The 25,015-nt window shown below is 50.7% G+C and carries 22 protein-coding genes; 19 read left to right on the top strand and 3 right to left on the bottom strand.

Translation table 11 applies throughout. The annotated features are described in order from the left end of the window. Positions 1–8 precede the first annotated feature (8 nt). The 7 genes from EKM91_RS05635 to EKM91_RS05605 all read left to right on the top strand — a co-directional run bounded on the left by EKM91_RS05635 (position 9) and on the right by EKM91_RS05605 (position 8,531). A complete protein-coding gene (locus EKM91_RS05635) occupies positions 9–2,096 on the top strand; it encodes a cation:proton antiporter (protein ID WP_125751066.1) in 2,088 nt (695 codons plus the stop codon). Positions 2,097–2,289: 193 nt separating this feature from the next. Then, a complete protein-coding gene (locus EKM91_RS05630) occupies positions 2,290–2,829 on the top strand; it encodes a helix-turn-helix domain-containing protein (RefSeq protein ID WP_125751063.1) in 540 nt (179 codons plus the stop codon). A 29-nt stretch (positions 2,830–2,858) separates the two neighbouring features. Further along, positions 2,859–3,947 carry an ABC transporter ATP-binding protein gene (locus EKM91_RS05625; protein ID WP_125751060.1) on the top strand — a complete coding sequence of 363 codons (1,089 nt, stop codon included), beginning with the start codon at positions 2,859–2,861 and terminating at the stop codon, positions 3,945–3,947. A 12-nt stretch (positions 3,948–3,959) separates the two neighbouring features. Beyond that, positions 3,960–4,775 carry an ABC transporter permease gene (locus EKM91_RS05620; protein ID WP_125751056.1) on the top strand — a complete coding sequence of 272 codons (816 nt, stop codon included), beginning with the start codon at positions 3,960–3,962 and terminating at the stop codon, positions 4,773–4,775. Further along, positions 4,772–5,602 (top strand): ABC transporter permease, encoded by an 831-nt coding sequence (locus tag EKM91_RS05615; protein WP_125751053.1) that lies wholly within the window; start codon positions 4,772–4,774, stop codon positions 5,600–5,602. Before EKM91_RS05620 ends, EKM91_RS05615 begins: the two co-directional genes overlap by 4 nt. Next, complete coding sequence (locus EKM91_RS05610; protein ID WP_125751050.1) at positions 5,586–6,659, top strand: ABC transporter substrate-binding protein; 1,074 nt, start codon at positions 5,586–5,588, stop codon at positions 6,657–6,659. Before EKM91_RS05615 ends, EKM91_RS05610 begins: the two co-directional genes overlap by 17 nt. A gap of 291 nt (positions 6,660–6,950) precedes the next feature. After that, complete coding sequence (locus EKM91_RS05605; protein ID WP_125751047.1) at positions 6,951–8,531, top strand: helix-turn-helix domain-containing protein; 1,581 nt, start codon at positions 6,951–6,953, stop codon at positions 8,529–8,531. Between the two features lie 957 nt (positions 8,532–9,488). Here EKM91_RS05605 and EKM91_RS05600 read toward each other — a convergent pair. Then, the gene (locus EKM91_RS05600; protein WP_125751044.1) at positions 9,489–10,295 is read right to left on the bottom strand and encodes a LysR family transcriptional regulator; all 807 of its coding nucleotides are present in this window, start codon (positions 10,293–10,295) and stop codon (positions 9,489–9,491) included. A 332-nt stretch (positions 10,296–10,627) separates the two neighbouring features. On the opposite strand from EKM91_RS05600, the gene EKM91_RS05595 reads away from it, so the two are divergent. From EKM91_RS05595 to EKM91_RS05585, 3 genes are all read left to right on the top strand, one after another. Continuing rightward, on the top strand, positions 10,628–11,812 hold the full coding sequence (locus tag EKM91_RS05595; protein WP_125751041.1) for an RNA-guided endonuclease InsQ/TnpB family protein: 1,185 nt from the start codon (positions 10,628–10,630) through the stop codon (positions 11,810–11,812). A 159-nt stretch (positions 11,813–11,971) separates the two neighbouring features. Beyond that, the gene (locus EKM91_RS05590; protein ID WP_125751038.1) at positions 11,972–12,985 is read left to right on the top strand and encodes a YeiH family protein; all 1,014 of its coding nucleotides are present in this window, start codon (positions 11,972–11,974) and stop codon (positions 12,983–12,985) included. Positions 12,986–13,080: 95 nt separating this feature from the next. Continuing rightward, a complete protein-coding gene (locus EKM91_RS05585; RefSeq protein WP_125751035.1) occupies positions 13,081–13,533 on the top strand; it encodes a universal stress protein in 453 nt (150 codons plus the stop codon). On the opposite strand, the gene EKM91_RS05580 is transcribed toward EKM91_RS05585, so the two are convergent. Next, positions 13,520–15,883 carry an HAD-IC family P-type ATPase gene (locus EKM91_RS05580; protein ID WP_379896161.1) on the bottom strand — a complete coding sequence of 788 codons (2,364 nt, stop codon included), beginning with the start codon at positions 15,881–15,883 and terminating at the stop codon, positions 13,520–13,522. The genes EKM91_RS05585 and EKM91_RS05580 overlap by 14 nt on opposite strands. A gap of 119 nt (positions 15,884–16,002) precedes the next feature. Between EKM91_RS05580 and EKM91_RS05575 the strand changes: the two genes are divergently transcribed. From EKM91_RS05575 to EKM91_RS05555, 5 genes are all read left to right on the top strand, one after another. Next, complete coding sequence (locus tag EKM91_RS05575; RefSeq protein WP_125751029.1) at positions 16,003–16,905, top strand: proline iminopeptidase-family hydrolase; 903 nt, start codon at positions 16,003–16,005, stop codon at positions 16,903–16,905. A gap of 34 nt (positions 16,906–16,939) precedes the next feature. Continuing rightward, positions 16,940–17,395 (top strand): hypothetical protein, encoded by a 456-nt coding sequence (locus EKM91_RS05570; RefSeq protein WP_125751026.1) that lies wholly within the window; start codon positions 16,940–16,942, stop codon positions 17,393–17,395. 65 nt (positions 17,396–17,460) lie between these two features. Continuing rightward, positions 17,461–17,979 (top strand): GNAT family N-acetyltransferase, encoded by a 519-nt coding sequence (locus EKM91_RS05565; protein ID WP_125751024.1) that lies wholly within the window; start codon positions 17,461–17,463, stop codon positions 17,977–17,979. Positions 17,980–17,996: 17 nt separating this feature from the next. Beyond that, positions 17,997–19,148: a cation:proton antiporter gene (locus EKM91_RS05560; protein WP_125751022.1), complete on the top strand. Its 1,152-nt coding sequence runs from the start codon at positions 17,997–17,999 to the stop codon at positions 19,146–19,148. 20 nt (positions 19,149–19,168) lie between these two features. After that, complete coding sequence (locus EKM91_RS05555) at positions 19,169–19,846, top strand: HAD hydrolase-like protein (protein ID WP_125751019.1); 678 nt, start codon at positions 19,169–19,171, stop codon at positions 19,844–19,846. Between the two features lie 68 nt (positions 19,847–19,914). Here EKM91_RS05555 and EKM91_RS05550 read toward each other — a convergent pair whose 3' ends face one another. Continuing rightward, a complete protein-coding gene (locus tag EKM91_RS05550) occupies positions 19,915–20,346 on the bottom strand; it encodes a MarR family winged helix-turn-helix transcriptional regulator (protein WP_125751016.1) in 432 nt (143 codons plus the stop codon). A gap of 102 nt (positions 20,347–20,448) precedes the next feature. Between EKM91_RS05550 and EKM91_RS05545 the strand changes: the two genes are divergently transcribed. From EKM91_RS05545 to EKM91_RS05530, 4 genes are all read left to right on the top strand, one after another. Continuing rightward, the gene (locus tag EKM91_RS05545; RefSeq protein ID WP_225419453.1) at positions 20,449–21,384 is read left to right on the top strand and encodes an alpha/beta hydrolase; all 936 of its coding nucleotides are present in this window, start codon (positions 20,449–20,451) and stop codon (positions 21,382–21,384) included. Positions 21,385–21,403: 19 nt separating this feature from the next. After that, the gene (locus EKM91_RS05540; protein WP_125751013.1) at positions 21,404–22,240 is read left to right on the top strand and encodes a hypothetical protein; all 837 of its coding nucleotides are present in this window, start codon (positions 21,404–21,406) and stop codon (positions 22,238–22,240) included. Between the two features lie 445 nt (positions 22,241–22,685). Continuing rightward, on the top strand, positions 22,686–23,459 hold the full coding sequence (locus tag EKM91_RS05535; RefSeq protein ID WP_164508469.1) for a sortase domain-containing protein: 774 nt from the start codon (positions 22,686–22,688) through the stop codon (positions 23,457–23,459). A 421-nt stretch (positions 23,460–23,880) separates the two neighbouring features. Next, complete coding sequence (locus tag EKM91_RS05530) at positions 23,881–25,011, top strand: vitamin B12 independent methionine synthase (RefSeq protein WP_379896230.1); 1,131 nt, start codon at positions 23,881–23,883, stop codon at positions 25,009–25,011. Positions 25,012–25,015 lie beyond the last annotated feature (4 nt).

Genomic DNA, 25,015 nt, shown 5'->3' with positions numbered 1-25,015 from the left:
GGACAAGGATGCACCTACTTGAAGCGATCTTGTTATTGATAACGTTGGTGATCCTTTCCAACATCATCAGCCATTACGTTGTGGTCATTCCCGTATCGCTGATCCAAGCAGGGCTGGGTTTGCTGGTGGCGTTAGTTTTTCAAGTCAAGCTGCAAATGCAAACAGATTGGTTCATGTTGTTGTTCACCGCCCCGCTATTATTTAACGATGGGCGGCATTTTCCTAAGCGGGAATTATGGGCTTTGCGCGGGCCGATCATTGGCAATGCGATTTTCTTAGTATTTGCGACGACGTTTATCGGCGGGTATTTCATTCATTGGCTGATCCCCAGTTTGCCCTTAGCCGCGGCACTGGCGCTGGCGGCGATCTTAAGCCCCACCGATCCGATCGCGGTGCAAAGTATCGCGCAGCGGGTCCATTTGCCTAAAGGGATCTTGCATTTGGTCAGCGGTGAAAGCTTGATCAATGATGCCAGCGGTTTGATCGGTTTCAAGTATGGCATCGCCGCCACGGTGACAGGCAGTTTTGTGGCGACGCAAGCGATCGGCGATTTCTTTTTTGTGGCGATCATTGGCGCCCTTGCCGGCGCGGTGTTGATGGCAGCGTTGAATTTGTTGCGGCTGTGGTTGCTGCAACAAGGGCTCAATGACGTGATTTTGCACACGGTCATGCAATTGGTGACGCCGTTATTGATTTATTTAGTCGTTGATGAAGGGCTGCATGCTTCTGGGGTGATCGCGGTCGTCGTCGCAGGGTTATTGAATAATGCTCGGGGCAATCGCTATATTGCCGCGCTGCCGGAATTGCGGATCGTGTCAGAGCGGACCTGGGATATTGTGGTGTATGTCTTAAACGGGATCATTTTTTTGATCTTGGGGATCGAATTACCGGTGGCCATGCATCAAACCATTACCGCGCGCGATGTGAACACCGGGCAGGCATTGCTGGATGTGGTGTTGGTGTATTTGGTGGTTTTAAGCTTGCGCGTTGCTTGGGTGTATGGGTATCAAGTCTTTGGCCACTTACCGCAAGCAAGTTTCAAAACGGCGGTACTCAGCGGCTTATCTGGGGTGCGCGGGGCCATTACCTTAGTTGGGGTGTTGGCGGTGCCATTGACCTTGGCCAATGGGCAGCCGTTTCCAGAGCGGCATTTGATGCTGTTTATCGCGGCGGGGTTTGTCGTGTTGAGCCTGATAGTGGCCGTAGTCGGCTTGCCGTTGTTTACTAAGACGCGTACGCCGTTGACCTTGCGGGGGTCGACGGTGTCTGCCGACGACGATGATGACGAAGGCAAAACGCCTGCTGCCCCGCGTTTGTTGACGCAAGCGCAAGCACAGCGATTCTTATATCAAATGGCGGTGCGGCGCTTGGAAAGTGAACGCCGAGAAGCCAATCAAAAACCGGTTTTAGATCTGATCAGTGAATATCAAATTTTGATCCGCCGCTTAGATCTGGCTGCCGACACCAGTGAAGACCCGATCCCGCCATTAGTGCGCGACGAGTTGACGTTGCGGCGGATCGGGTTAGCCGGTGAATTGGCAGCTTTAGAAGCGGTTAAGGCAACCTTATCTGCGCCTGTTTATGCCAAAATGGCCAAGCGCCTGCGCCAAAAACAAGCGGATATCGACACCATGTTGGCGCATGCTGGCAAACCGACCGTGCGCATGCATTTGGCCAAGTGGCGCTTGGCGGTCACGCATGGCGGCATGCACCTGTTGGGGATCCGCCGCAGCAAAGCCGGATATCAACAACGCTTAGCGTTAGAAAAAACGTTGGCTAAAGGCGGTTTGAAGCAGTTATCGGCGTACTTAAAGCAACCTGAACAGCGGCATCATCGGTATAATCGGCAAGTGATCTATGCGCTGATCGTGCAATATCGCAATCGCATCGCCAGTGTCAAAGCGATCGCGCAGCATAAAAGCACGCAATATGAAGCACAATTGCAACAACTGCGCGCCATCGCCTTGGCGGCAGAGCGCGCAGCGATCCATGATCTGCTCGAGCAAGGGTATATTACCGGCGGATTGGCCCAACAGTTGAGCCAAGGCGTCAACTATACCGAAAACGCAGCGGCCATGACAGCAGAAGAAGTTTGACGGTTTCAACGCCGGCATGATCCTCACTTACGGAGGATCATGCCGGCGTTTTTGTGTGCAGTAATGCAGACGCTCACGAAGCCGTAATTATTCTTGCAAGAAGTGCTTGTTATTTTCTTGGCAGTCTTTATAATAAGTTCTTGGCATTAAACTTTTAGTTTAGTTTAAGTGAACTCGATGATTGGAGGCGGGTATGGATATTGGTCGCAAGATCCGGGATCTGCGGATCCGGAAAAATTTAACCCAAGAAGAGCTTGGAGAACGCACTGATTTAAGCAAAGGGTACATTTCGCAGCTTGAACATGATCAAAGTTCCCCTTCGATGGAGACATTTTTTGATTTGCTGAATGTGTTAGGCCAGTCGCCGGCGGAGTTTTTTTCGGAAGAGCCGAACCAACAACTCGTCTATACGCGCGCTGATCAAGTTGAATATGTCGATGAAGACCGCGGCTATCAATTACAGTGGCTAGTCCCACAAAGCAATGAAAACGAAATGGAGCCGGTGCGCATTACGTTTGCGGCCGGCGGGGAATTCAAGACCTTTGAACCCAGCCCAGCAGAAACGTTTATCTACGTCGTTTCCGGCAAGGTGCGGCTGAAGCTGGGCGAACATGATTATCAAGCCAAAAAAGGCGAAACGATCTATTTTCATGCCACCAAACAACATCGGATCCAAAATGCGTCAGCAGGGCGTGCTGAGATCTTGCTGGTGGCAACAGCGTCTTATTTATAACGCGCCTAATTAAAAGGGGGAGTTTGACCGTGAGTCATACGATCATTGAATTGCAGCATGTGAGCAAGCGCTATGGAGACACCGTGGTGCTCAAAGATATCAACATCGAAATCGAACAAGGTAAATTTTATACCTTGCTGGGACCGAGCGGCAGCGGCAAAACCACGATCTTGCGTGCTATCGCTGGGTTTTTAGAAGTGAGCGAAGGCGACGTTTTATTTGACGGCCAAAGGATCAACGATGTGCCGGCCAATGAGCGCAAGGTCAATACGGTGTTCCAAGATTATGCGCTATTCCCGCACATGAACGTCTTTGAAAATGTCGCTTACGGGTTGCGCATCCAAAAAAAGCCTAAAAAAGCAGTGGCACAACGCGTGGAATCTGCGTTGAAAATGGTGCGGCTGGAAGGCTATGGGGATCGTGAGATCTCTGAATTATCCGGAGGACAGCAGCAGCGCGTCGCGATCGCTCGGGCGATCGTGTTAGAGCCGGCGGTGTTATTGCTGGATGAACCGCTGTCGGCGTTAGATGCAAAGCTGCGCAAAGACATGCAATACGAGCTGCGCGAGCTGCAACAGCGCTTGGGGATCACCTTCTTATTTGTCACCCATGACCAAGAAGAAGCTTTGGCTTTGTCTGATGAGATCTTTGTCATGAATGATGGTGAAGTGCAGCAAAGCGGGACGCCGGTGGATATCTATGATGAACCGATCAATCACTTCGTTGCAGATTTTATTGGGGAAAGTAACATTGTTGCCGGGCATATGATCGCGGATTATCAAGTTGAATTCAATGGCAAAACATTTGAATGTGCCGATGCTGGGATGCGGCCCAACGAACCCGTCGAAGTGGTGTTGCGGCCAGAAGACTTGGATATCACCTCAACCGACGCCGGCAAGGTGCAAGTGAAAGTTGATACCCAATTATTCCGCGGCGACTATTATGAAATCGTGGCTTATGACCGGTTGAATAATGAGTGGCTGATCCATTCCACCAATCCTGCTGTCGATGGCGATACCGTCGGGCTGACGTTTGACGCAGAAGACATTCACGTCATGCGGCTTAACGAGTCTGAAGAAGACTTTGACGCGCGGCTGGAAAGTTACGAAGGCGAGTAGGAGGAAGATTTGATGAAGAAAAACGGGACCAGCATGGCATTTTATGTGCCATATGGGTTATGGTTGGCGCTTTTTGTGATCGCGCCAGTGATCTTGATCATTTATCAAAGCTTCTTTGACATCAATGGGCACTTGACTTTGGCCAACTACCAGACTTACTTCAGTTCTGGGACGTATATTTTAATGACGTTCAATTCGGTGTGGTATGCGTTTTTGATCACGGTGGTGACCTTGTTGATTTCATATCCAACCGCGTATTTGTTGCATTACACCAAGCATAAGCAGTTGTGGTTGTTATTGATCATCTTGCCCACTTGGATCAATTTGTTGTTGAAAGCCTACGCCTTCATTGGCATCTTCAGTCAAAATGGCGGGATCAATACCTTCTTGGGGATGCTTGGGATCGCACCAAAACAGTTCTTATTTACGGATTTTTCCTTTATTTTTGTCGCCAGCTATATTGAGATCCCCTTCATGATCTTGCCGATCTTCAACGGCATCGAAGAGCTGAACGAAAGCTTCGTCAATGCCAGCCGCGACTTAGGGGCCAAATGGTGGCAGACTTTCACCAAGGTGATTTGGCCATTGACGATCTCAGGGGTGAAGTCTGGGGTCCAAGCGGTCTTTATCCCGTCGTTGTCACTCTTCATGCTGACGCGCTTGATCGGCGGCAATCGGGTGATCACACTGGGGACAGCGATCGAAGAGCATTTCTTAGTGACGATGAACTGGGGGATGGGATCGACGATCGGCGTGGTGTTGATCGTCGCGATGGTGATCATTATGTTCCTAACGGGTGAACGGAAGAAACGGGGGCGGCGCGCATGAGAAAGTTTAAGTGGTCTAACCTCTATTTGATCTTGGTGTTTGTGATCTTGTATGTGCCGATCGCCTATTTGATCCTTTATTCCTTTTCCAAAGGCGACGCGATGAATCATTATCATGGGTTCACTTGGGCCCATTATGCCGCATTGTTTGCCGATACGCGCATGATCCAAATCGTGATCGATACGCTGTTGTTGGCGTTATTGTCCAGCTTGATCGCCACGACGATCGGGACTTTAGGGGCTTTGGCGATCCACCGGACGTCACGGCCATTCGTGAAAAATACCGTCTTGTCGTTGAATAACATTTTGATGGTCAGTCCAGATGTCATCATTGGGGCCAGTTTTTTGATTTTTTATACCGCATTGAAGATTCCCTTAGGCTTTGGTTCGGTGTTGATGAGTCACATTGCTTTTTCGATCCCCATCGTGGTGTTGATGGTGCTGCCCAAGCTGCAAGAAATGCGCCAGTCGATGCTGGATGCGGCACGTGATCTGGGCAGTACCAATGCGCAGATCTTGTCGCGGGTCGTGGTGCCGTTTATTACGCCAGGGATCTTGAGTGGTTTTTTCATGGCGTTTACGTATTCGTTAGATGATTTTGCCGTGACGTTCTTCGTGACTGGGAATGGCTTTTCCACCTTGGCTGTGGAAATTTACGCGCGGGCGCGTCAAGGGATCAGCTTAGAGATCAACGCGTTGTCTGGGGTAATGTTTGTCTTTGCTTTATTGTTGGTGATCGGATATTACTTCATTCAACAAAGCAGTCAAACCCGCAAAGCCAAGCACAAAGCAGAAAGTGAGGCGAAGCTCAATGAAGCGACTCATTAGTCTGGTTGTCGCCATTTTGGTAGCGGTAGCGGGGTTGGCGTTGTGGTCTGCGCACTTGCAAAAATCTCAAGGCGCGACTGGCGACAACACGTTGAATTTGTACAACTGGGGCGATTACATCGATCCGGCGCTGATCACGAAGTTTGAAAAACAAACCGGCTATCACGTCAACTATGAAACCTTTGATTCCAATGAAGCTATGTATACCAAGATCAAACAAGGCGGGACGGATTACGACTTGACCGTCCCATCGGAATATATGATCGAAAAGATGAAAAAAGCCAACATGTTAATCCCATTGGATAAAAGCAAACTGACCGGGCTCAAAAACATGAGTCCAGACGTGATGGATCGCAGTTTTGATCCTGGTAATCGTTACTCGATCCCTTATTTTTGGGGGACGCTGGGGATCATCTATAACGACAAGTTCGTGCATGCTGGCGAGATCCAGCACTGGAATGATCTGTGGAAGCCGCAGTATCATGACAACATCATGTTAGTCGATTCTGCGCGGGATATTTTAGGCTTTTCCTTAGTGAGCTTAGGCAAGTCGATGAATACCACTGATGCGCCGACCCTGCAAGCGGCCAAGGGTAAGCTGGATGAGCTCGCCCCGAATGTGAAAGCGGTCGTTGCCGATGAGATCAAGATGTATATGGCAGAAAACGAAGCGGCCATTGCCGTGGATTGGTCTGGCGAAGCCGCGGACATGATGGCGGAAAACGCCCATTTGCATTATGTCGTGCCTTCAGAAGGGTCCAACTTGTGGTTTGATAATTTGGTGATCCCTAAAACCGCCAAGCACTTTAAGGCGATCTATGCGTTCTTGAATTTCATGATGACACCTAAAAACGCTGCCCAAAATGCGGAGTACGTCGGCTATTCGACGCCTAATCAAGCGGCGTTGAAGCTGCTGCCCAAAGCCGTGCAAAACGATCAGCAATTTTACCCAAGTGAAGCGATCATTCGGCGTTCAGAGGTCTATCAAGACCTGGATCCAGCGGTCGTCGGGATGTACAATGATTTATTTCTAGAATTTAAGATGTACCGTAAATAACGTCGAGACTTTGAACCGATTGGTAAATCTTGGCAATAATGGGGTGAGACGCTTGCTTGTCTCCCTCATTTTTTATTGCCTAAACACGGGTTGCAAAGCCGCGTATACGCAATACTGTTTCCTTACTTTACCGGGAAAATGCGGGGTATACCATAACCCATGATTACCGTGTCACTAGTATAACTTCGTTCAAACACGATGAATAATTTTTATATATCATGACTTAAAAGACGTGCAAATATCGATATAATATAAAATGATGAGACGTTCACGAGAAAGGTATGGGAAAATATGGCATTGATGCAAAAGCAACATGGCGACATTTTTCTCTCCTCTTCGGCGCTGGATCGCTTGAATCTTTATAAAGTGATCCGCCAGCTTCGCCTCGTTCAGTCGCCGGTTGATGAGCGGCTGGCGGCGCAAAAAACTGGTGCTCCATTAGTCAAAGAGGTGAATTTGCGGCAAGTCGCGAATTTGACGGGTCGCAACTACGGCAGCATTTATAATATTTATAATGATTTGTTGGGGGTCTTAGGCGGGCTCGTAGGCAATGAGCACGCCCCATTAGCAGAATTGTTTGCGATCCCTGAAGGTCAGTTGCGCTTTCATATGATCGCCGTGACGGATCCCTTTCAATTCATGCAAGCGGTCATGGATGGTGAGTATGAGTCGTTTGAAGACTTTGTCGCGGCTTTAGGCATGTCGCGGATGACAGTGACCCGCCATTTGCGGCCGATGCGCGAATTGGCGCAAACCTTTGGGGTGCAGCTGCAGCCGGATACCTTGAGTTTCAATGGGGATGAACGGCGTTTGCGCTTATTCGTGACGATGATGTATTGGCAAGCCACGGCCGGAGCGGTTTGGCCATTTAAACAGCTCAGCCACGCAACGGCAGAACGCTTAGTCGACACGCTTTATACCGCGTTGGATACTGAGCCTGCCAATTTAGTGGCGCGTGAGCTTTCGATGTATTATCTAGCGGTGTGCTATTGGCGCATTAGCAACAATCACATCTTGACTTACGATCGCAGTAAAGCGGTCATGGATTATCCGCTGCCTAATTTGGATCTGGCCTTGGGGCATGGGCGCTTTAAGGACTTCACGCTGCCGCCATTGTCGCGGCAGCAGCTAATGGGGGAAACTGAGTACGGCTTTTTCCTGATGCATTTTGCGCCAGTGTACTTGACGGCTGGCGATCAAAATGCGGCCACGACGATCGAGCGTTTTCGGCGCTATGCTGGCAGCATGTATCAATTGGTGGCGCATTTTGTCCAGGCCTTCCCTGAATGGTCACAAGACCTTTCAGATGCTGATCAGCAATTGTTGATCGTAAACTTGCTGACGATCACTTGCGGGACCTTGGCATTGGGGGAAGACTTTCACCAACACGTCGCATATACCTTCAACCGCAGTTTGCAAGCGCAAGCAGATGATCCGCGCTATGAGCGCGTGATCCGCCAAACGATCACCCAGGTGGTGTTAGCGGATCATTTGGAACAATATATCGATCGCATCGATAGTCTGACGGAAAACTACTATCGGAATTTGTTGCAGCTGCGGGCAGCGTTTCATCCGCAACGCGTCGTACGAGTGGCGCTGGTGTTAGATCAAACGACGCTGGAATATGTTGACTTGATCGCAATGTTGTCACAACAAGCATTCGTGGAGTTATTGCCTAGCGGAGCCGATTTGATCGATGCGGACTTGGTGATCCAAAGCGGTTCACTGCCGCTGCCTTTGCCTGCTGGTGTGGCCGGATTTGAATGGACGCCGAATGCGTCAGCCGACCGGTTTGGCGAATTGTTTGCGATCTTGGTATCACTTTGGCGCAATAAGCGCGCTGGCGCGATCGACTCCCAACGGCGGGCATGACGGCAAGACTGAGACATAAAAACGCGCTTGTAACCGACTGAGACCTTCAGCGGTTTTAGGCTGACGCCTTGGGCCGCGATTCAATCGAATCGCGGTTCCAAGGCGTTTTTGTGTGGCGCAAACCGCAACTGCCAAATCAATATCCAGGCGGTTTTTTGGGCACACTAAAGACTCCCAACGCCTTTGCGTTGCGAGCCTTTGAATTTTGAACTGTGTAGACCTTGGCGCCAAATCGCCAAGGGTGACACCCACAGGCACAGGGACGACGGCCAGATGCCGGGCCTAGTTGCAAAAGCAGGCAGACCAGTAGCGCAAGACCTTGGCTGCGGCATACGCACAGCGTTAATTTTGCTTGTGCGTTGACGCTAGCAGGGATTTGGCTAGTGATGTGGCTGCCGCCACAAACTAGACGCGGCGGTGATGCAGGTGGGCCGCCACGATTTTGGCGCGCGACCTCAGCGGGAGTGCCTGTGGCGATGCGCCTGACCGGCCAAAGCCGCGCCAGGCATGGCATCGAGATTAACAGGCGAAGCGGCAGACAACGACCTGATCAACTGAGGCGATAAAATAAGCTTGCAGATTATCGGCACAATTATCAGGTGAACCGTGCGGGCCCACACGGTGGCGAGTGTACGTGCCCCGCGCTGGCTTTTGTGGGGCAAAAACCAGCGACTCACGCAGTCGCCAACAGGCAGTGATCAATTGCCTGTCTATATACAAATAAGGCAATTTTGCCCGATTTTTGCTAGACAGATACGCACAATAAATTAGGCTAATCGTGCGGAGCTGGGCATCGGTGTAAGGCTTTCATGTAAAAAAATTTATTTTTTTGTATTAGAATTCGCTGAGAGGGCTCTACTTTTTCGGTCTAAATTGCCTCTTTGTATATAGGGGGGTCTTCAGCCCACGAGCGTGATCAAATCTTGGGCGGATGACTGTCGTCAGAGTTAATTGGTTTTACTCAGAAACCCTGGTTTGCGCCCAAGCTAGCACCGCTTGGACACAAGCACTATCGGCGTCATCATCATGGCGGGTCAGCAGATAGAAATGACGTAAATAACGCGGCCCTAGCGAGCGGGCCAAAAGCCCCCTGGCGGCGCGTTGAGAAATGATGGATTGGCCAAAGCCGGCTTGCAACAAGGCAACGATGACGGCATTTGAAGCAATTTGGACTTGCGGAGTTTGATCATTTTGCTCAGTCAAGTAGCGTCGGGTGTAATAAGCCACCCCAGAATCTGGTTCGCGCACCAGCCAAGGGCCTTGCGTGCCGACATGCACCAGTTGATCTGACACCAAGGTGCTGCGGATCAGATCGCGGCCGGCCAGGGGTTTTTCGATAAAACCTAATTCGGCATCATGGTTGGTGATGGCCGTTTGCACCGCCGAGGAATTTGCCATTTGCACGCTAAAAGCGATCGTGGGGAAAGCTTGATAAAGCGCTGGCAATAAAGTGGGCAGCAAATAGGTGGCGAACGTATGCGACGCCACGATCCGGACGCGTTGTTGTTGCGGACCAGCACTCAACTTGAGGTGCAGCTGTTCCCAGCTGGCGATGATCGTCGTCGCTTCTTGATAGAGCTGCGTCGCCGCGGGGGTCAACCCAAGCGCACCGCGCCCATTGCGAATGAATAATTGCGTGTGAAATTCAATTTCCAGTTGCTTGATCTGGGCAGAAACCGTTGGCTGAGCGATGAAAAGCAGGCCTGCTGCTTTGGAAAAACTGCGCGTTTCATAGACCGCTTTGAATGTCTGCAGATTTTTCATGGGCGCCTCCCGTATTATTAAATTATCTGATAGCTATTATTATAGCAATCAATACCGCTGATGGTTAGACCTAGGTATAATTTGGCTTATATCAGTATCTGAGGAGGTTATTAACTGTAATCGATGATGTAGAGTAATGTGTTAATTTGTAGTAATTAGTCGTTCTGCGGTAATCAAGTGGAAGGCAGAATGACCAAGTGCTGCGCAATGATAAACTCGTGAAAAATCGCTGACTGATGCATGGACAGATGATGACGGTTTTCATCATGTCTCGACAGGGTCTCCTTATCTTAATTTGCTATGATATCCAAAAGCAAGTTGGAGGTGAAAACATGTTGAGAACGCACAAGATCCGGTGCTACCCGAACGCGACGATGCGCCGCGTATTGGAGCAAGCATGCGATTATCGCCGCTATTGTTACAATCAGGCGCTTGCCACGTGGAATGACATGTATGACGCGTCACTAGTGCTGGCAGATAAGACGGCGCGGCCTAACGAACGTCAAGTCCGCAATGAGTTAGTTAACAACAAAGCAGACTGGCAATACCGTCGTTCAGCACGGATCTTGCAATTGGCGGTACATGACCTGGCGCATGCCTGGGCGAATTTCTTTAACCCTGAGATGCCAGAACATCGCAAGCCGCGGTTCAAGTCGAAAAAGCGTAGTCGCTGCAGCTTCAAGACCGACAGAGCAATGGTCGTTAATGATAAGTTGCGGTTGGATAAACCGCATGGCTATCGTGATCGATGGTACGACATCCGCTTGGCTGAGAAACCACGCTGGCTAGGGACTATTAAACTCGCTGCTATCGTCAAAGAAGCTGATGGCTATTACGCTTGCTTATGCATCGATGTGGCCAAACCTGAGTCGTTACCGGAAAGCCAACAAGTATGTGGCGTTGATGCCAACATTGGCAAATTCGTTTATAACGATGGTGAGGCAATGTCTGCAATTCGCGGATTGACCGAGCAACTGGTCAGTTTATATAACCGCGTGTCCTTGTACCAGCGGCGGCTCGCTCGCAAACGTCAGGCGAATCCCAAGCACTTTCGCTCTAACAATTACCGCGCAACGAAAACCAAGTTGCAGCGGACCTATCAGAAAGTGACACGGATTCAAGACGACCTCTTGCAAAAGTTTACGACGATGTTGGTGAAAACCAACGGAATGCTTGCGATCGAAAACTTGGACGTCAAGCATATGAAGATGAACAAGCGATTGGCGAAGAACTTGCACCGTTCGTTGTTTGGACGTTTCAAAGTGCTGATGAAGGACAAGGTGCAATGGTATGGCCGCCAGCTGATTATAGTTGATCGGTTCTACCCTAGCACACAGCGATGCAGTCGTTGTGGGTTAGTGAAAACCGGTGACGATAAACTGACCTTAGCTGGTAATGTCCTTCACAGCACGAAACATCACGAGTTTCATTGTTACGGCTGTGGCGCTCAACTTGAGCGTGACGAGAATGCCGTACAGAATTTGATTCAATATGCTCAAGGGCAGGCTATGTCCTAAAGGTTCAAGAGCCAGTCAATGTTGCAAGGTTACTACCGACGTAAGCATACTGGTGTTGACGGGACCGAATAAAATACTGAATGTACAACTAAGAAAGGAAATATGTAATCCTTTACTAGTGTCACTAGACATTCTTCCACATTTTATATAGCAGGCATTATGGAAACAACAAAGACGAGGGCAAGTCAGATCCGAGCGACCTTGCCTGGTTTGAGCCTGGCGATCATCGTGGCGATCGCGGCAAAAGGGTTAGGCTTGTTGCTGCCGCAACTTGGCGGGGCAACATTAGCGATCTTGATCGGGATCGTTTTAGGCAATACATGGTGCAAGCAAGCGGGATTAAATGTCGGCACCAAGTTTGCGGAAAGCCGCTTGCTCGAATACTCAGTCGTGTTACTGGGCTTGACGGTGACGTTTCAAACCATTGGCCAAATGGGCTGGCGCGGGGTGCTTTATGTTTGGCTAATGATGACCATCGTGATCTGTGGCGCCTATTATATCGGCCGCAAGCTGGGGTTTGGCGAAAAAATGAGTCTGATGTTTGCAGGCGGCAATGCCGTTTGCGGGTCAAGTGCCATTGGTGCCATCGCCCCGGCCATTGACGCGGATGACGAAGAAAAAGGCCAGATCATCACTTTAGTCAACCTGTTAGGGACGGTGATGATGCTGACCTTGCCATTTCTTGCCACGGCGGTGTTTGGCGATGATTTGATCGCCAAAAGTGCTATGCTTGGCGGGACCTTGCAGTCAGTGGGCCAAGTCGTCGCTGGGGCAAGCTTATTGAGCCCGGAGACGGTGCGGTACGCGATGTTATTTAAGATCACCCGGATCATCATGTTAGTCGTAGTGGTCAGTGTATTTGAACGCAAAGTCAGCCATGGCCGCCCGCGCGCGTCCCAAGCCGCAAAGCGGCGCTTGCCGATTCCCTGGTATGTGCTCGGCTTTTTGGGCTTGTGTTTGCTGAACTCCAGTTTTGCCTTACCCGCGTTATTAGGCAGCGGTGCGCATGCGGTTTCCGGCTGGTTTGAAACCACGGCGTTAGCCGCCATTGGGTTGCGGCTGAATTTTGCCAAGTTCATGCAGCAAGGGACCAAATTTTTAAGCTATGGCGTCTTAGTCGGCGGGTTGCAAACCGTCGCGGCCTTGGGACTGCTCACGCTGTTGCGATTATGATCAGATTTTCCCCAACGCAATGCGATGCCTGGTGAGTTCGAGTCGCTTTTAGGGCAGAGATTGTGTTACAACTAAAGTGAAGGGGGGAAAAGACGATGACAACAAAGAGAATTTTGGTCGCCTTAGATGGCTCTGAAGCTGCCGATCGCGCATTAGCGCGCGCAGTAGGGATCGCCAAGGAACAAGCATGGGGGATCGATCTGCTGCAAGTGATCGATACGCGGCAATACACTTCGGCTTTTGGGCAAACAGGCAGTGTTGACGGCAAGCTGCTGCATGAAAGTGAACAGCGTGTGGAAAAACATCTGCAAGAGATCACTGCGCCATTGGCCGCAACCGGCTTAGATATCAAGCCCCATATTCGGTTTGGATCACCACGGGCGGTGATCGCGTTTGACGCGACCAAAGATTACCAAACTGGTTTGATCGTGATCGGTCGTTCCAGCAAGAAAATGGTGACGCGGATGTTTATCGGCTCAGTGGCGAGCTTCGTCGTCGAAAATGCGCCTTGTGACGTGTTGATCGTCGCCAACCCTAACGCCAATTGATCTTGGAAAGCACGCGCTTCCCTAAGAATTCCTGCAAGAACACGTACACCGGCAAGCTGGAAGCAATTAAGGGTCCATACACGATGAAGCGGTCCAAGCGCCATAAGTTGGCCAATGAAAATACCTTGCCAGCCACAAAGAAGGTGCCAAACAAGGCGATGACTAAGGTGATCAGCATCGCGGCCTTGTAGCGATTGAATGGTCTGGCCACGATGAACAAGACATGCAACTCGATGATCGCGATCATCAAGACCACCATGGTTGAAGTCGCGTTAAACGACCAATGGAAGGTATATTCGCCCCAAGTCAAGATGAGGGTGTACAAGACGATCGCAATCGCCCCAGGAGCGGCGATGGTCATGACCTTTTGCATGAACTGCCCGATCACACGATCGAAATTTGGCTCTAACGTCAGCAAAAACGACGGGATCGCGACGGCGATCGCCGAAACTGGGGTCAAATTGATCGGGGTGATGGGATAATCTAACGGTAAAAAGAGGAAGATCGCAGTTAAGATCACTGAAAAAATGGTTTTGACTAAATACATGGATGCCACGCGTTCGATGTTATTGATCACCCGCCGGCCTTCATTTAAAACCCCATTCATGGCGGCGAAATTTGAATCCAGTAACACGAAATCAGCGATGCTTTTGGCGGCTTCTGCACCACTTGCCATGGCAATGGCACAGTCTGATTGACGCAAGGCTAAGACGTCATTGACGCCGTCACCGGTCATTGCGACGGTATGTCCGGCAGTTTGTAAAGCGGCGATGAGCCGCTTTTTTTGTGCCGGTGTGACCCGGCCAAAAACCGTGTGGGTGGTCACCAGTTGTTGATAATCGGCATCATCAGCCACGGTGGTCATATCGATATTGGCGTCAGCATGAGGCAGCTGCGCTTGCTTGGCCACGTTGGTCACCGTCACTGGGTTATCGCCGGAAATGACTTTCAAATCGACCCCTTGAGTGGTGAAAAAGCGCATGGTGTCGGCAGCCGTGGGGCGCAATTCATCGGCAATGAATAACAGCCCGATCAAAACTAAGCCTGGTAATTCAGGTGTCAATGCTTGCGCTTTGGCAACGACCAAGACGCGCAGTCCAGATTCTGCCGCGGCTTGGACTTGGGCCTGAGCGGTTTGGGGCAAGCTGGGGCCAAAGACAAACTCTGGCGCGCCGATCAGTAAGCTGCGGTCAGAAAATGTTGCGCCAGACCACTTGCGCGCACTGGAAAACGGGACCGTTGCCACCGGTTTTTTGTGCGGATCGCTGGCAGCGTGTTTGATGGCCATGGCGGTTTCATTGTCATCATTTAATGCATAAACGACTGCTGCTGCGGCTTGGGTCACAGCGGCGTCATCATAGTGGTCATAGGCTTGGACATGGTCCAGTTGCAGCCTGCCAGAAGTGATCGTGCCAGTTTTATCTAAGCAGATCGTATCCACCCGGGCTAAGGCTTCGATCGCGGGCAAAGCCCGCACTAACACCCGTTTGCTGGCCAAATTGCGAGCTGACACGGCCAAAGCCACGTTGGTCAACAGGACCAGCCCTTCTGGGATCATGCCGATCACGGCGGCACTGGTGGATAAAACCGCACGATCATAGGCGCCTCGCCGCACCATCGACACCGTGAATAAGGCGATGCCTAAGGGGATCAGCACATACGTCAAAATCTTGATGATGCGATTGATCGTGGTAAGCAGTTGGCTTTGGGTATCTTGGCCTTGTTTGGCTTCTAGGGCTAATTTGGCAGCAAAAGTGGCGTCACCGACTGCCGTGACTTGCATCAAGGCATTACCGGCAACGATAAAGCTCCCAGAAAGCAGCTGCGCGCCAACGGTCTTAGTGATAGGATCCGATTCGCCAGTCAAGGGGCTTTCATCGGCTTCGATGCCGCTAGTGGCGGCGATCATGCCATCTACAGGCACTTGATCGCCGCGGTGCAGTAATAGGAGATCACCGACGACCAATTCCGCTTGGCTAATGGCTTGTTCTTGGCCATCGCGGCGCACGGTAACTGGCGATTCGGCTAAAATACTCATCGCGTCGAGTTTGTGTTTGGCACGGATCTCTTGAAAAGTCCCGATGGCAGTATTAACGATCGCGACGCCAAGAAACAATAAGTTTTTATAGCTGCCAGTGGTAAAGATCAAAACTCCTAACGCTAAGTTAACGAAGTTGAACAGGGTCAGCGTATTTTGAGCGATGATCGTCTTGACGCTGGCGGTCAATGGCTTTAAGGGCGTATTTTTGGCGCCGGTGGCGGCTTGGTGCGCCACTTGGGCGGCAGTCAAGCCGGTTTGCGGGTCGATAGATTCGGACATCTGCTCACCTTCTTTAAGTCTTACTTCCATTCTAACTAATTGCGGCTTAAAAGTAGTACATCAAAAGGCGGAGTTAAGACAAATTTCGCAAAACTTGTTTGCCAACCGGCAGACTTGCATAATAGACTTAATCAAAGGAAGGTGAGTCGATGGCAAAATATGCAACCCAAGGGACCCGCTTCATCACGTTGAAAAATGGCTACCACCTTTGGACCCAAACGACCGGCAGCGGCATTCCCTTACTCACGCTGCATGGCGGTCCTGGAGGGACCAATGAAGTGTTCGAAAATTTTGGCGAGCGTTTGCAGCCATATGGCGTGCAAGTGACCCGTTATGATCAGCTTGGGTCTTGGTTTTCTGATCAGCCAGACTGGCATGACCCCGAAAATCGCCGCCGCTTTTTGACGATCGATTATTATGTCAGCGAAGTCGAAGCAGTGCGCCAGCAACTCGGCTTAGATCAGTTTTACTTATTGGGACAATCTTGGGGCGGAGTCTTAGCAATCGAATATGCGCTGCGCTATCCGCAATCGCTCAAAGGGTTGATCTTGTCGAGCATGATCGATAATCTCGAGGAATATCTCGTCAATATCAATGCGCTTCGGCAAGCCATGTTCACGCCGGCGGAATTGGCGTATATGCACACTGTAGAAGCGCAGCATGATTTTTCCCAGGCGCGTTATCAAGCCTTGGTGGCACAATTAGGGGAGCATTATTTGCATCATCAAGCGGATCGGCAACCACGCCATTTAATTTCCACAATGGCTGCTTCGGTGTACAATTACTTCCAAGGGGATAATGAGTTTGTGATGGTCGGCGCGTTAAAAGATTGGGACCGCCGAGCAGACATGCACAAGTTGACAATGCCGACTTATTTGACTTTTGGTGGGCACGAAACGATGCCATTAGCCGCGGCTAAGCGCATGGCAAATACGATCCCCCATGCGACATTACACGTCACACCGAATGCCGGTCACGGCCAGATGTTGGATAATCCTGACGATTATTTTGCGCATTTAGGTGCGTGGTTACAAGCACAATCCCGGCATTAGGGGCAAGCGCGCAGCAGCGCGATAGGAGGTTCTTATGTTCAAAGATACGAAAGCCGTCGTTTCTAAGTTGGTCGATACGGCAACTGAGCCGATTACGACCTTTGATCGGACACTCCAAGACCAGCCTGAGTTGATCATTCCGTTGGCCGTTTTGCATACCAGTTTGCTGGTTGCCGGGATCGCTGCTGGGGCCGCCATCATTCGTGGCCATCAAGCCGTGGTGATCGCCAAAGAACAAACCAAACAGATCCGGGCACAAGCCCAGCTTGGTGGGCGCGGTCATCATCATGGCGGCTGTAAGCATGGCCACTGCCAACACGGTGAAGGGCATTGCCATCACCATGGGCAATTTGAGCATGGCCCGCATGCGCATGGCGACCACGGCCCGCACGGTCATGGCCCGCATGCACACGGCGACCACGGCCCGCACGGTCATGGCCATGGTCGGCATCAACATGCGCCTGAGGCGTTAGCAGATGCGAATGCATAGTCACAATTGAATCTTGCTTACAATTGCGGGACAATGGGAACAATCACTTATTGGAGGTTGTTGTCATGCCCGCTATTTTTGTCCGCCCAGGAGTTGTCAAAGATGTCCCGGCGATCTTGGATATTATTGCATCCGCACGTCAGTTTCTTGCGAGTCAAAACATTGATCAGTGGCAAGGAACGTATCCCGATGAGGCAGCCGTTCAAGCCGATATTGACGCTGAAACGAACCGCGTGCTGGTGGTTGACGGCCAAGTTGCCGGCACTGCCAGCTTGATCGATGGTCCGGATCCGTTTTACAAGCGGATCGACGGAGCTGGTTGGCAAGGCAATGGGCCATATATGATGATCCATCGCTTCGCATTATCCGGCCGAGTGCGCGGTCAGCAATTGAGCCGGTTTTTCATGAGTAATTTGATCAGCGAAGCCTATGCGGCAGGTTATCGTGATCTGCGGATCGATACCCACGCCCAAAATCAGATCATGCAGCACGTGATCTTAGGCAATGGGTACCAATATCGCGGGATCGTGTATTTGGATGAACCAGTGCCAGAACGCAATGCATATCAGTTGTTGTTAGGCTGAGTTAAAGGGGGTAGCTGATGGGGTATTTAGGGACCTTAGCATTGATCTTAGTCACGACGATGTTTTTGAGTCACTTCAGCCTCAAATTTGGCGTCCCTGCGGTGATCGGTGAGTTGCTAGCAGGGGTACTGTTAGGCCCGGCGATCCTTGGTTGGGTGCAACCCACCCATTTTGTTGCGGAGTTTGCGGAAATTGGCGTCATCTTCTTGATGTTTATTGCCGGCTTGGAATCAGATTTGGGAATGTTGAAGCGGTATTTTCGCCCTGGCGTCTTGGTCGCAGTGATCGGGGTGATTTTCCCGGTGGGGTTGATTTGGGCGTTTAGTCGATGGTGGGGGTTCAATTTTGTCGCCGCCAGCTTTTTAGGGATCACCTTTGCTGCGACGTCAGTTTCAATTTCAGTCGAAGTGTTGAAAGAATTGGCGGCGTTAGACACGCGCAGCGGCGCGACGATCTTAGGGGCAGCTGTGGTCGATGATATTTTGACGGTGATCATCTTAAGCATCGCCGTTGGGATATTTGGTACGGGGCAGCCGGTGTCATCCCTGCCGCTATGGCTTTCGTTACTCGCCCAAGTGGCTTATTTTGGGGTCATTTATGTGGTGGTCAAATGGGCAGCGCCGTATTTGATGCATCTGGCTGAGCGCTTATTTCCCAGCAGTGCCGTAACTGTGATGTCTTTGCTTTTGTGTTTAGGTATGGCTTATTTGGCGGACGCTTTAGGGATGTCGGCGGTTATTGGGGCGTTTTTTGCCGGGGTGGCGGTGTCACAAACACCTTACCGTACCGAAGTTGACCACAGCTTGACGGCGATCGGCTATGGCGTTTTTATCCCGGTATTTTTTGTCAGCATCGGGTTGAATATGCGCTTCGCCGGATTAAGTCGCGATGCCGTGTTTATTATCGGGTTGACGCTGCTTGCTTTGGCGACAAAGTGGGTCGGTTGCGGCTTAGGGGCGCGGTTGGCTGGCTTGGGCTGGCATGATGCCAATGTGATCGGAGCAGGCATGGTGTCGCGCGGCGAAATGGCGTTGATCGTGGCCCAAATCGGTTTTGATGCCCATTTACTGCACGAAGATTATTATTCCAGCGTGATCATCGTGATCATTTTGACGACTTTGATCGCACCATTCATGTTAAAAGCTGCCTTACGACAAGTGCGTGCGTAGACCAAAGGGAGAGACGAAATTTGAAACAACTTTTTTTTGATTTTGATGGGACGATTGCCAATTCAGAACCAGGGATCGTGCACAGCATCAAATACATGCTCCAAAAGATGGGGCTGCCAGAACTGAGTCAGGCGCAATATCGCACCTTTATTGGGCCGGCACTGAATGCCAGTTTAAGGCGGTATTATCCGCAATTAGATGAACAAGCCATCAAACAAGCCATTTTGTACTATCAAGAGCTGTATACGGCTTCGGCAATTTTTGAAGCCGCCTTATATCCTGGCATTAAAGCGGCTTTGGCGACCTTACAAAATGCGGGTTATCGGTTGAATATCGCCTCAGCTAAACCAGAACCGATGGTCAAGCGGCTCGTAGCGCATTTTGACTTAGGGCGGTTTTTTGCCGGTGTATATGGGGCTACGCTGGATGAAAGCGTGCGCAGTACCAAAACGGCGGTCTTAGCTTATGGCTTGGCGCAAAGTCAGGCGCAGCCACGATCAAGCGTGATGATCGGCGATCGCGATACCGATATGCTAGGCGGTTATCAAAATCATGTGCCCACTTTAGGGGTCGCTTATGGCTTTGGCCAGCGCCAAGAGTTAATGCAAGCACATGCGAATTTGGTGGTTGCACATCCTGATGAGCTTCCTGCGGGGGTGGTCCAAGTATTGGCCCAACCCATGCGCGCAGAGGCTTAATTGCACCACACAAGGCCGCTGATCGAACTTGGACAAGTTGTCCAAGCACGATTAGCGGCCTTGTTGGGTCATTTAGCCAGTACAGTCCCGAATTCGTTCAATAAGACGAGTAATTCTTGCAGTTTGGCGGTGCCTAAAGTCTGCTGCCAGCGGTGAAATTCGCGATGGATCGCCAAAGTGGCATCATGTTCAACTTGGGCGCCTAAAGGCAAGAGTTCCAAGGACTGGCGGCGATGATCACGAGCGTCGGGATGGCGTGTGATATACTGAAGATTGCACAAGACACGTATCTGTCGGGAAACAGCGGGCTTGGTGACCGACCTGGCTAAACTCAGGCTGGTTACATTCCTGCGTGGGCCGATGGCGAGTTCATGCAAGATCTGGTATTGATCAAAAGATAAGTGGTATTGGGCTAATGTATGAATGAATAGATGATCGAAATTCTTCAGCGTGTGACCATAGACAAAGTTGAAGGTCGCAAATAAGGTCTGATCGTGCATATGCTTTTCCCCCTTTTCAATTTAGCGTAGCAAACAATCTCAAAGGGACCAAATAATCAGCCTAATAAAATTATTCATAAAAAAGCGTAAAGGAGCAGCTTTGTGACAACAAGAAAACATCATCGCTGGCGGCATGTCTTGATCGGAGTCGTCGTGGTAGGCATCTTAGGGATCCTTGGGGCCAGCATGTATTTTTATCAATATGCCTTCGTGCCGGCGAAAAAGGACTTTTTGAGTACGAATACGCCGCGGATCCAACAAAACGCCGAGACCTGGCTCAAGCACGTCCACAAAGAGACTTGGCACCAACAAGCCGCCGGCGCGGACTTAACGCTAGTTGCGGATTATATTCCTGCGGCTAAAGCGACCACAAAAACCGTGGTGATCGCGCATGGTTATATGGGCAAAAAAGAAGATATGGCGGCGCGCATCAAGATGTTTCATGACTCAGGATTCAACGTCTTAGCCCCTGATGATCGCGGCCACGGGCAATCTCAAGGTCACTATATTGGGTATGGCTGGCCGGATCGGTTAGATTATTTGCAGTGGCTGCACTTATTGTTAAAGCAAAAAGGCCAAGATCAGCAGATCGCTTTATATGGTGAATCGATGGGCGGGGCCACGGTGATGTATTTAAGCGGCACCAAGCTGCCGCAACAAGTGCAAGTGATCGTTGAAGATTGCGGGTATACCAGCATTATTGATGAACTGGCTTACCAGGCTAAAAGCATGTATCATCTGCCGAAATGGCCGCTGGTGCCGGCGGTCGGTGCCTATGCGAGCCTCAAAACAGGCTATAATGTGTTTGCCGCGGATGCAAGGCGGTCATTGGCCCAAAACACCCGCCCGATCTTATTCATTCACGGCACCAAAGACACCTTTGTGCCGACATGGATGGCCAAAGAAAATTACGCGGCAACTACTGCGAAAAAAAAGCTGTGGCTGGTCAAAGGCGCCAAGCATGCGCAAAGTTTTTGTCAAGATCCCGCACGTTATCAGCGCAAAGTCGTCGGCTGGATCGAAGCTAATTTGCATTAAGTGAAGGTGGGGCATCAAGATGGCACAGTCAAAACGATCAGCAGCCAACCATGGCTGGTTTGCATTTTTTGGTTTGATCCAAAGCGTGTTGCTGGTACTTTTTGCCGCAGGGTTGGGTTTTAACTTGACCATCGGCACGCCGCAGCAAGTGATCCGCCAACTGAATCAAGGGCCAAGCTTACAAACGCTGACAAGCGCCTTGAATGATCAGGTATTAGCCGCTGCCGCGCAAGGCGGCGAGACATTATCGGCTAACACGCAAGTTGTCACGCCTGCTATGACGCGATCGCTGGTCGCTCAAGCAGTGGCTGCCAGTGCGGATTTCAAGCCGCAAGTGGCTTTGACGGCAACGACGCAAGCGGTGCAAAACCGCTTGCACACTCAAGCGGCTAAGCAACAGCGCCACCTGTCAGCTGCTGCTTGGCGCCAAGTCGATCGGCGCATTGCGCGCACTTTGCAGCACAGTATCAATCAAGAGTTGATGCGCTATGGCTGGGGAGTCGCTTATGGCATGTTAGTCTTAGTGTTGCAAACCTTGACGATCGTCTCAGCGATATTAGGGCTGTTGGTGCTGATCGTGATGCGTGTGACCAGTCGCGGCTGGCAGCGGTGGCTGCGCGTAGTCGGCCGTATGACCTATGTGATCGGGTTTCTTGGCGGCGCGCTCGCGATCATCGTCAGCAGCGGTACCTGGGTCGCACGCTTGCATCTCGGCGGCGTTCCGCCGGCGATCGTCACGCAATTGCTGGCGGCGTTTGCCCCGGTTTGGCAAAAAGTCGCCGGTGGCGTTGTCGTGGTGGGATTGTTGTTAGCGTCAATGGCCTACTTATGGCAGTTGCCAAAACGAAAATTATAAAAAATTATCATAAATAGGTACAATTTTAACATCTGTTGCAATTACAACAGATGTTATTTAATTGCTGCACAAGACTGTTTAAACAAGGGTATGTATCGATAATTATTATTGTTTACATATTTATTGGAATTATACTTGCTTGTTTTCATAACAGCAGGTATAGTAACGAAGACTTTTCAGTACACCACGTTGGTTCAGTTGTTGATGCGTCAAAATGGGGTTACCTGGTCAATTAGACGACAAGTTTTGTCGTTGGGAGTGTTTGTTGCAGAAGCATTCAGGATCGTTTCCGTCTGGGGGGATGGGCGATCGCCACTGAATGTGGTCAATGTGTAAGTGAGCGGGCTTTTTTGTTGCGCTTAATACAAGTTAGGGGAACTTGATGAACTTTAAAAATAGAATAATTGTCCTGGGATCATTGGTCGTGATCGCTGGTGGTTTTGGTATGGCAACGGTGACGGCGCATGCTGGTCAAAGTCACGAAACAGTGACTGCTGCGCAAACCACTAAGACGCAGGTGAGCCGGGTGAAAGCGGCTGATCACGCCAAGCCAACAGCCAAAGCGGCGAGTGCCAGTGCAAACAAGCACAGCCAAAAAGCGTCGGCTGCCAGCGCTGCGTCTTTAAGCCGTGCAACTCAAGCCAATGCGAGTGCGCAAGCGCATGCGGCGAGTCAAACGGCTGCCAGCACTAAACCGGCAGCTGTTGCGGCGCCGGCTCAGCCTGTTAAAGCACCGGCGCCAGTCGCCGTGCAAACACCAGCGCAAAAAGCGGCGCAAAAAGCGGCCAGCATTCGCGCGACCACTGGTGAAACGTATGTGGGGACCGTTAGCGGGCTTGGCATGGCGACGGATGTGATCCAAGGCAGCATGAGCCGGACCACTGCCCCTGCGCAAGCCGGGTTGGCGATGACTTGGGGTGGCGCGACGCAGCTTTCGACGACGGACGGTTTGACCACTGAAATTGCCGGTCATGCTAAGAGCAATACCTTCTCCTGGATCACCGGACTGGGGGTTGGCAGTCAAGTCGCCGTTACCGACGCTAGCGGCAATTCCCGCACTTATCGCGTGTATGCAGTCGATGACGTCAATGACGACAGCTATTCTGTCAAGGATGGCAAAGATCAGTACAACGCGATCATCAGTGCCAATCAAGGGGAAGCGGTCGTGTTACAGACTTGCTTGTCTGATACGGTCAATCGGATCGTTTGGGCCCGTTAAGTGAATGTAAGCATAAGGAAGCCTGTTGTGGGGCTTCTTTTTTTTGCCTCGACAAGGGCTTTCTCAGATAATTCTCATTTTGGTGTTGACGTGATGAGAAAAGACGGTTAAGATTATGCCATTGAGTTAATCGAATATGGCTTAGCGGAGAAGAGTAGTCTAGGCGCTGTGGTAAAGAGAACCCGGTTGGTGGAAAAGGGACGACGGCAAACAGATGAAGATGAGCTCCAAACAGCTGCTGATGCGTTCACGCGCATCAGCCGGTCGCGACCGTTATATTGCCGGGTATCAATTGGTACCTTGAGGTGATCTTGGATCACGAATTAGGGTGGTAACGCGACGATTCGCCCCTATGCAGCAGGCATTGCTGGCATAGGGGCGTTTTTTATTTCCGCTAAACATATTCGCAACATTAATAACTATTAAGGAGATCATCATTATGACCAAACCATATCGTGCAGACCTTGTCGGTTCCTTCTTACGCCCAGCTGAATTGAAGCAGGCTCATCAAGACTTTTTAGCGGGGAAATTGTCTAACGCGCGTGAAGTTCAGATCCAACATGAAGCGATCAAAGATCTCGTGCAAAAACAAGCAGCGGCCGGTTTTACTGCGGTGACTGACGGCGAATTTTCACGGCAATATTGGCATCTCGACTTCTTATGGGGCCTTTTAGGGGTTGAGAAGCTGAATAACGTTAAGTATGAACGCAACTTCAAAGGCAACATCAATACCGCCGATAACGTGACTTTGACCGGCAAAATCGCGGCCAACCCGAATCACCCCTTCTATGATGCCTTCGAATTCTTGCAAAGTGTGACCCCAACAGGCCATGAACCTAAGTTTACGATCCCAAGCCCGGCGCTTTTGCTGCGTGATCACCGCTCAGATAATTGGCATGAATTCTATGCGAATTATGCCGATTATGCGCAAGCCATTGCCCAAGCTTATATCGACACCATCCAGCATTTCTATGATCTGGGGTTGCGGTATCTGCAGATCGATGACACCAATTGGGCCTTTTTGATCGACAACTTAAAGCGCAATGAAGGCGATCCTGAAGCGCAAAAGCCATTTGTCGACTTAGCCCAAACGGCGCATGACATTATTAAAAATGTCTTGGCCCACAAGCCTGCAGATTTAACGATCGCATCACACATTTGCCGCGGTAATTTCCAGTCGACCTTCTTGTTTGCTGGCGGTTATGAATATGTGGCAGATTATATCAAGGATCTGCCTTATGATGGCTTGTTCCTAGAATATGACAACGAACGGTCAGGCGGTTTTGCCCCGCTAGCCACGTTGTGGAACGGAGATCAACATAAGCGGATCGTCTTAGGGCTGATCACGTCAAAGTTTGCTGATCTGGAAGACCCAGCCGCAGTTGAAGCCCGCATCCAAGCGGCTACACAATATGTGCCGTTAGAAAACTTGGCCATTTCGACGCAATGCGGCTTTGCGTCTACCGAACAAGGCAATAAGATCACGGATGCAGATCAATGGGCAAAGCTGGCCTTAGTCCAACAAGTGGCCCAAGCGACATGGAAGGACTGAGTCG

Source organism: Lacticaseibacillus baoqingensis, assembly GCF_003946165.1.
In the GTDB taxonomy this organism is placed as follows: Bacteria; Bacillota; Bacilli; order Lactobacillales; family Lactobacillaceae; genus Lacticaseibacillus; species Lacticaseibacillus baoqingensis.
This window is presented reverse-complemented; position numbering and strand designations above follow the sequence as displayed.

Coding starts and splice junctions, on each gene's coding strand:
- EKM91_RS05635 (WP_125751066.1), top strand. CDS start 9: ATGCACCTACTTGAAGCGATCTTGTTATTGATAACGTTGGTGATCCTT.
- EKM91_RS05630 (WP_125751063.1), top strand. CDS start 2,290: ATGGATATTGGTCGCAAGATCCGGGATCTGCGGATCCGGAAAAATTTA.
- EKM91_RS05620 (WP_125751056.1), top strand. CDS start 3,960: ATGAAGAAAAACGGGACCAGCATGGCATTTTATGTGCCATATGGGTTA.
- EKM91_RS05615 (WP_125751053.1), top strand. CDS start 4,772: ATGAGAAAGTTTAAGTGGTCTAACCTCTATTTGATCTTGGTGTTTGTG.
- EKM91_RS05610 (WP_125751050.1), top strand. CDS start 5,586: ATGAAGCGACTCATTAGTCTGGTTGTCGCCATTTTGGTAGCGGTAGCG.
- EKM91_RS05605 (WP_125751047.1), top strand. CDS start 6,951: ATGGCATTGATGCAAAAGCAACATGGCGACATTTTTCTCTCCTCTTCG.
- EKM91_RS05600 (WP_125751044.1), bottom strand. CDS start 10,295: ATGAAAAATCTGCAGACATTCAAAGCGGTCTATGAAACGCGCAGTTTT.
- EKM91_RS05595 (WP_125751041.1), top strand. CDS start 10,628: ATGTTGAGAACGCACAAGATCCGGTGCTACCCGAACGCGACGATGCGC.
- EKM91_RS05590 (WP_125751038.1), top strand. CDS start 11,972: ATGGAAACAACAAAGACGAGGGCAAGTCAGATCCGAGCGACCTTGCCT.
- EKM91_RS05585 (WP_125751035.1), top strand. CDS start 13,081: ATGACAACAAAGAGAATTTTGGTCGCCTTAGATGGCTCTGAAGCTGCC.
- EKM91_RS05580 (WP_379896161.1), bottom strand. CDS start 15,883: ATGGAAGTAAGACTTAAAGAAGGTGAGCAGATGTCCGAATCTATCGAC.
- EKM91_RS05575 (WP_125751029.1), top strand. CDS start 16,003: ATGGCAAAATATGCAACCCAAGGGACCCGCTTCATCACGTTGAAAAAT.
- EKM91_RS05570 (WP_125751026.1), top strand. CDS start 16,940: ATGTTCAAAGATACGAAAGCCGTCGTTTCTAAGTTGGTCGATACGGCA.
- EKM91_RS05565 (WP_125751024.1), top strand. CDS start 17,461: ATGCCCGCTATTTTTGTCCGCCCAGGAGTTGTCAAAGATGTCCCGGCG.
- EKM91_RS05560 (WP_125751022.1), top strand. CDS start 17,997: ATGGGGTATTTAGGGACCTTAGCATTGATCTTAGTCACGACGATGTTT.
- EKM91_RS05550 (WP_125751016.1), bottom strand. CDS start 20,346: ATGCACGATCAGACCTTATTTGCGACCTTCAACTTTGTCTATGGTCAC.
- EKM91_RS05540 (WP_125751013.1), top strand. CDS start 21,404: ATGGCACAGTCAAAACGATCAGCAGCCAACCATGGCTGGTTTGCATTT.
- EKM91_RS05535 (WP_164508469.1), top strand. CDS start 22,686: ATGGCAACGGTGACGGCGCATGCTGGTCAAAGTCACGAAACAGTGACT.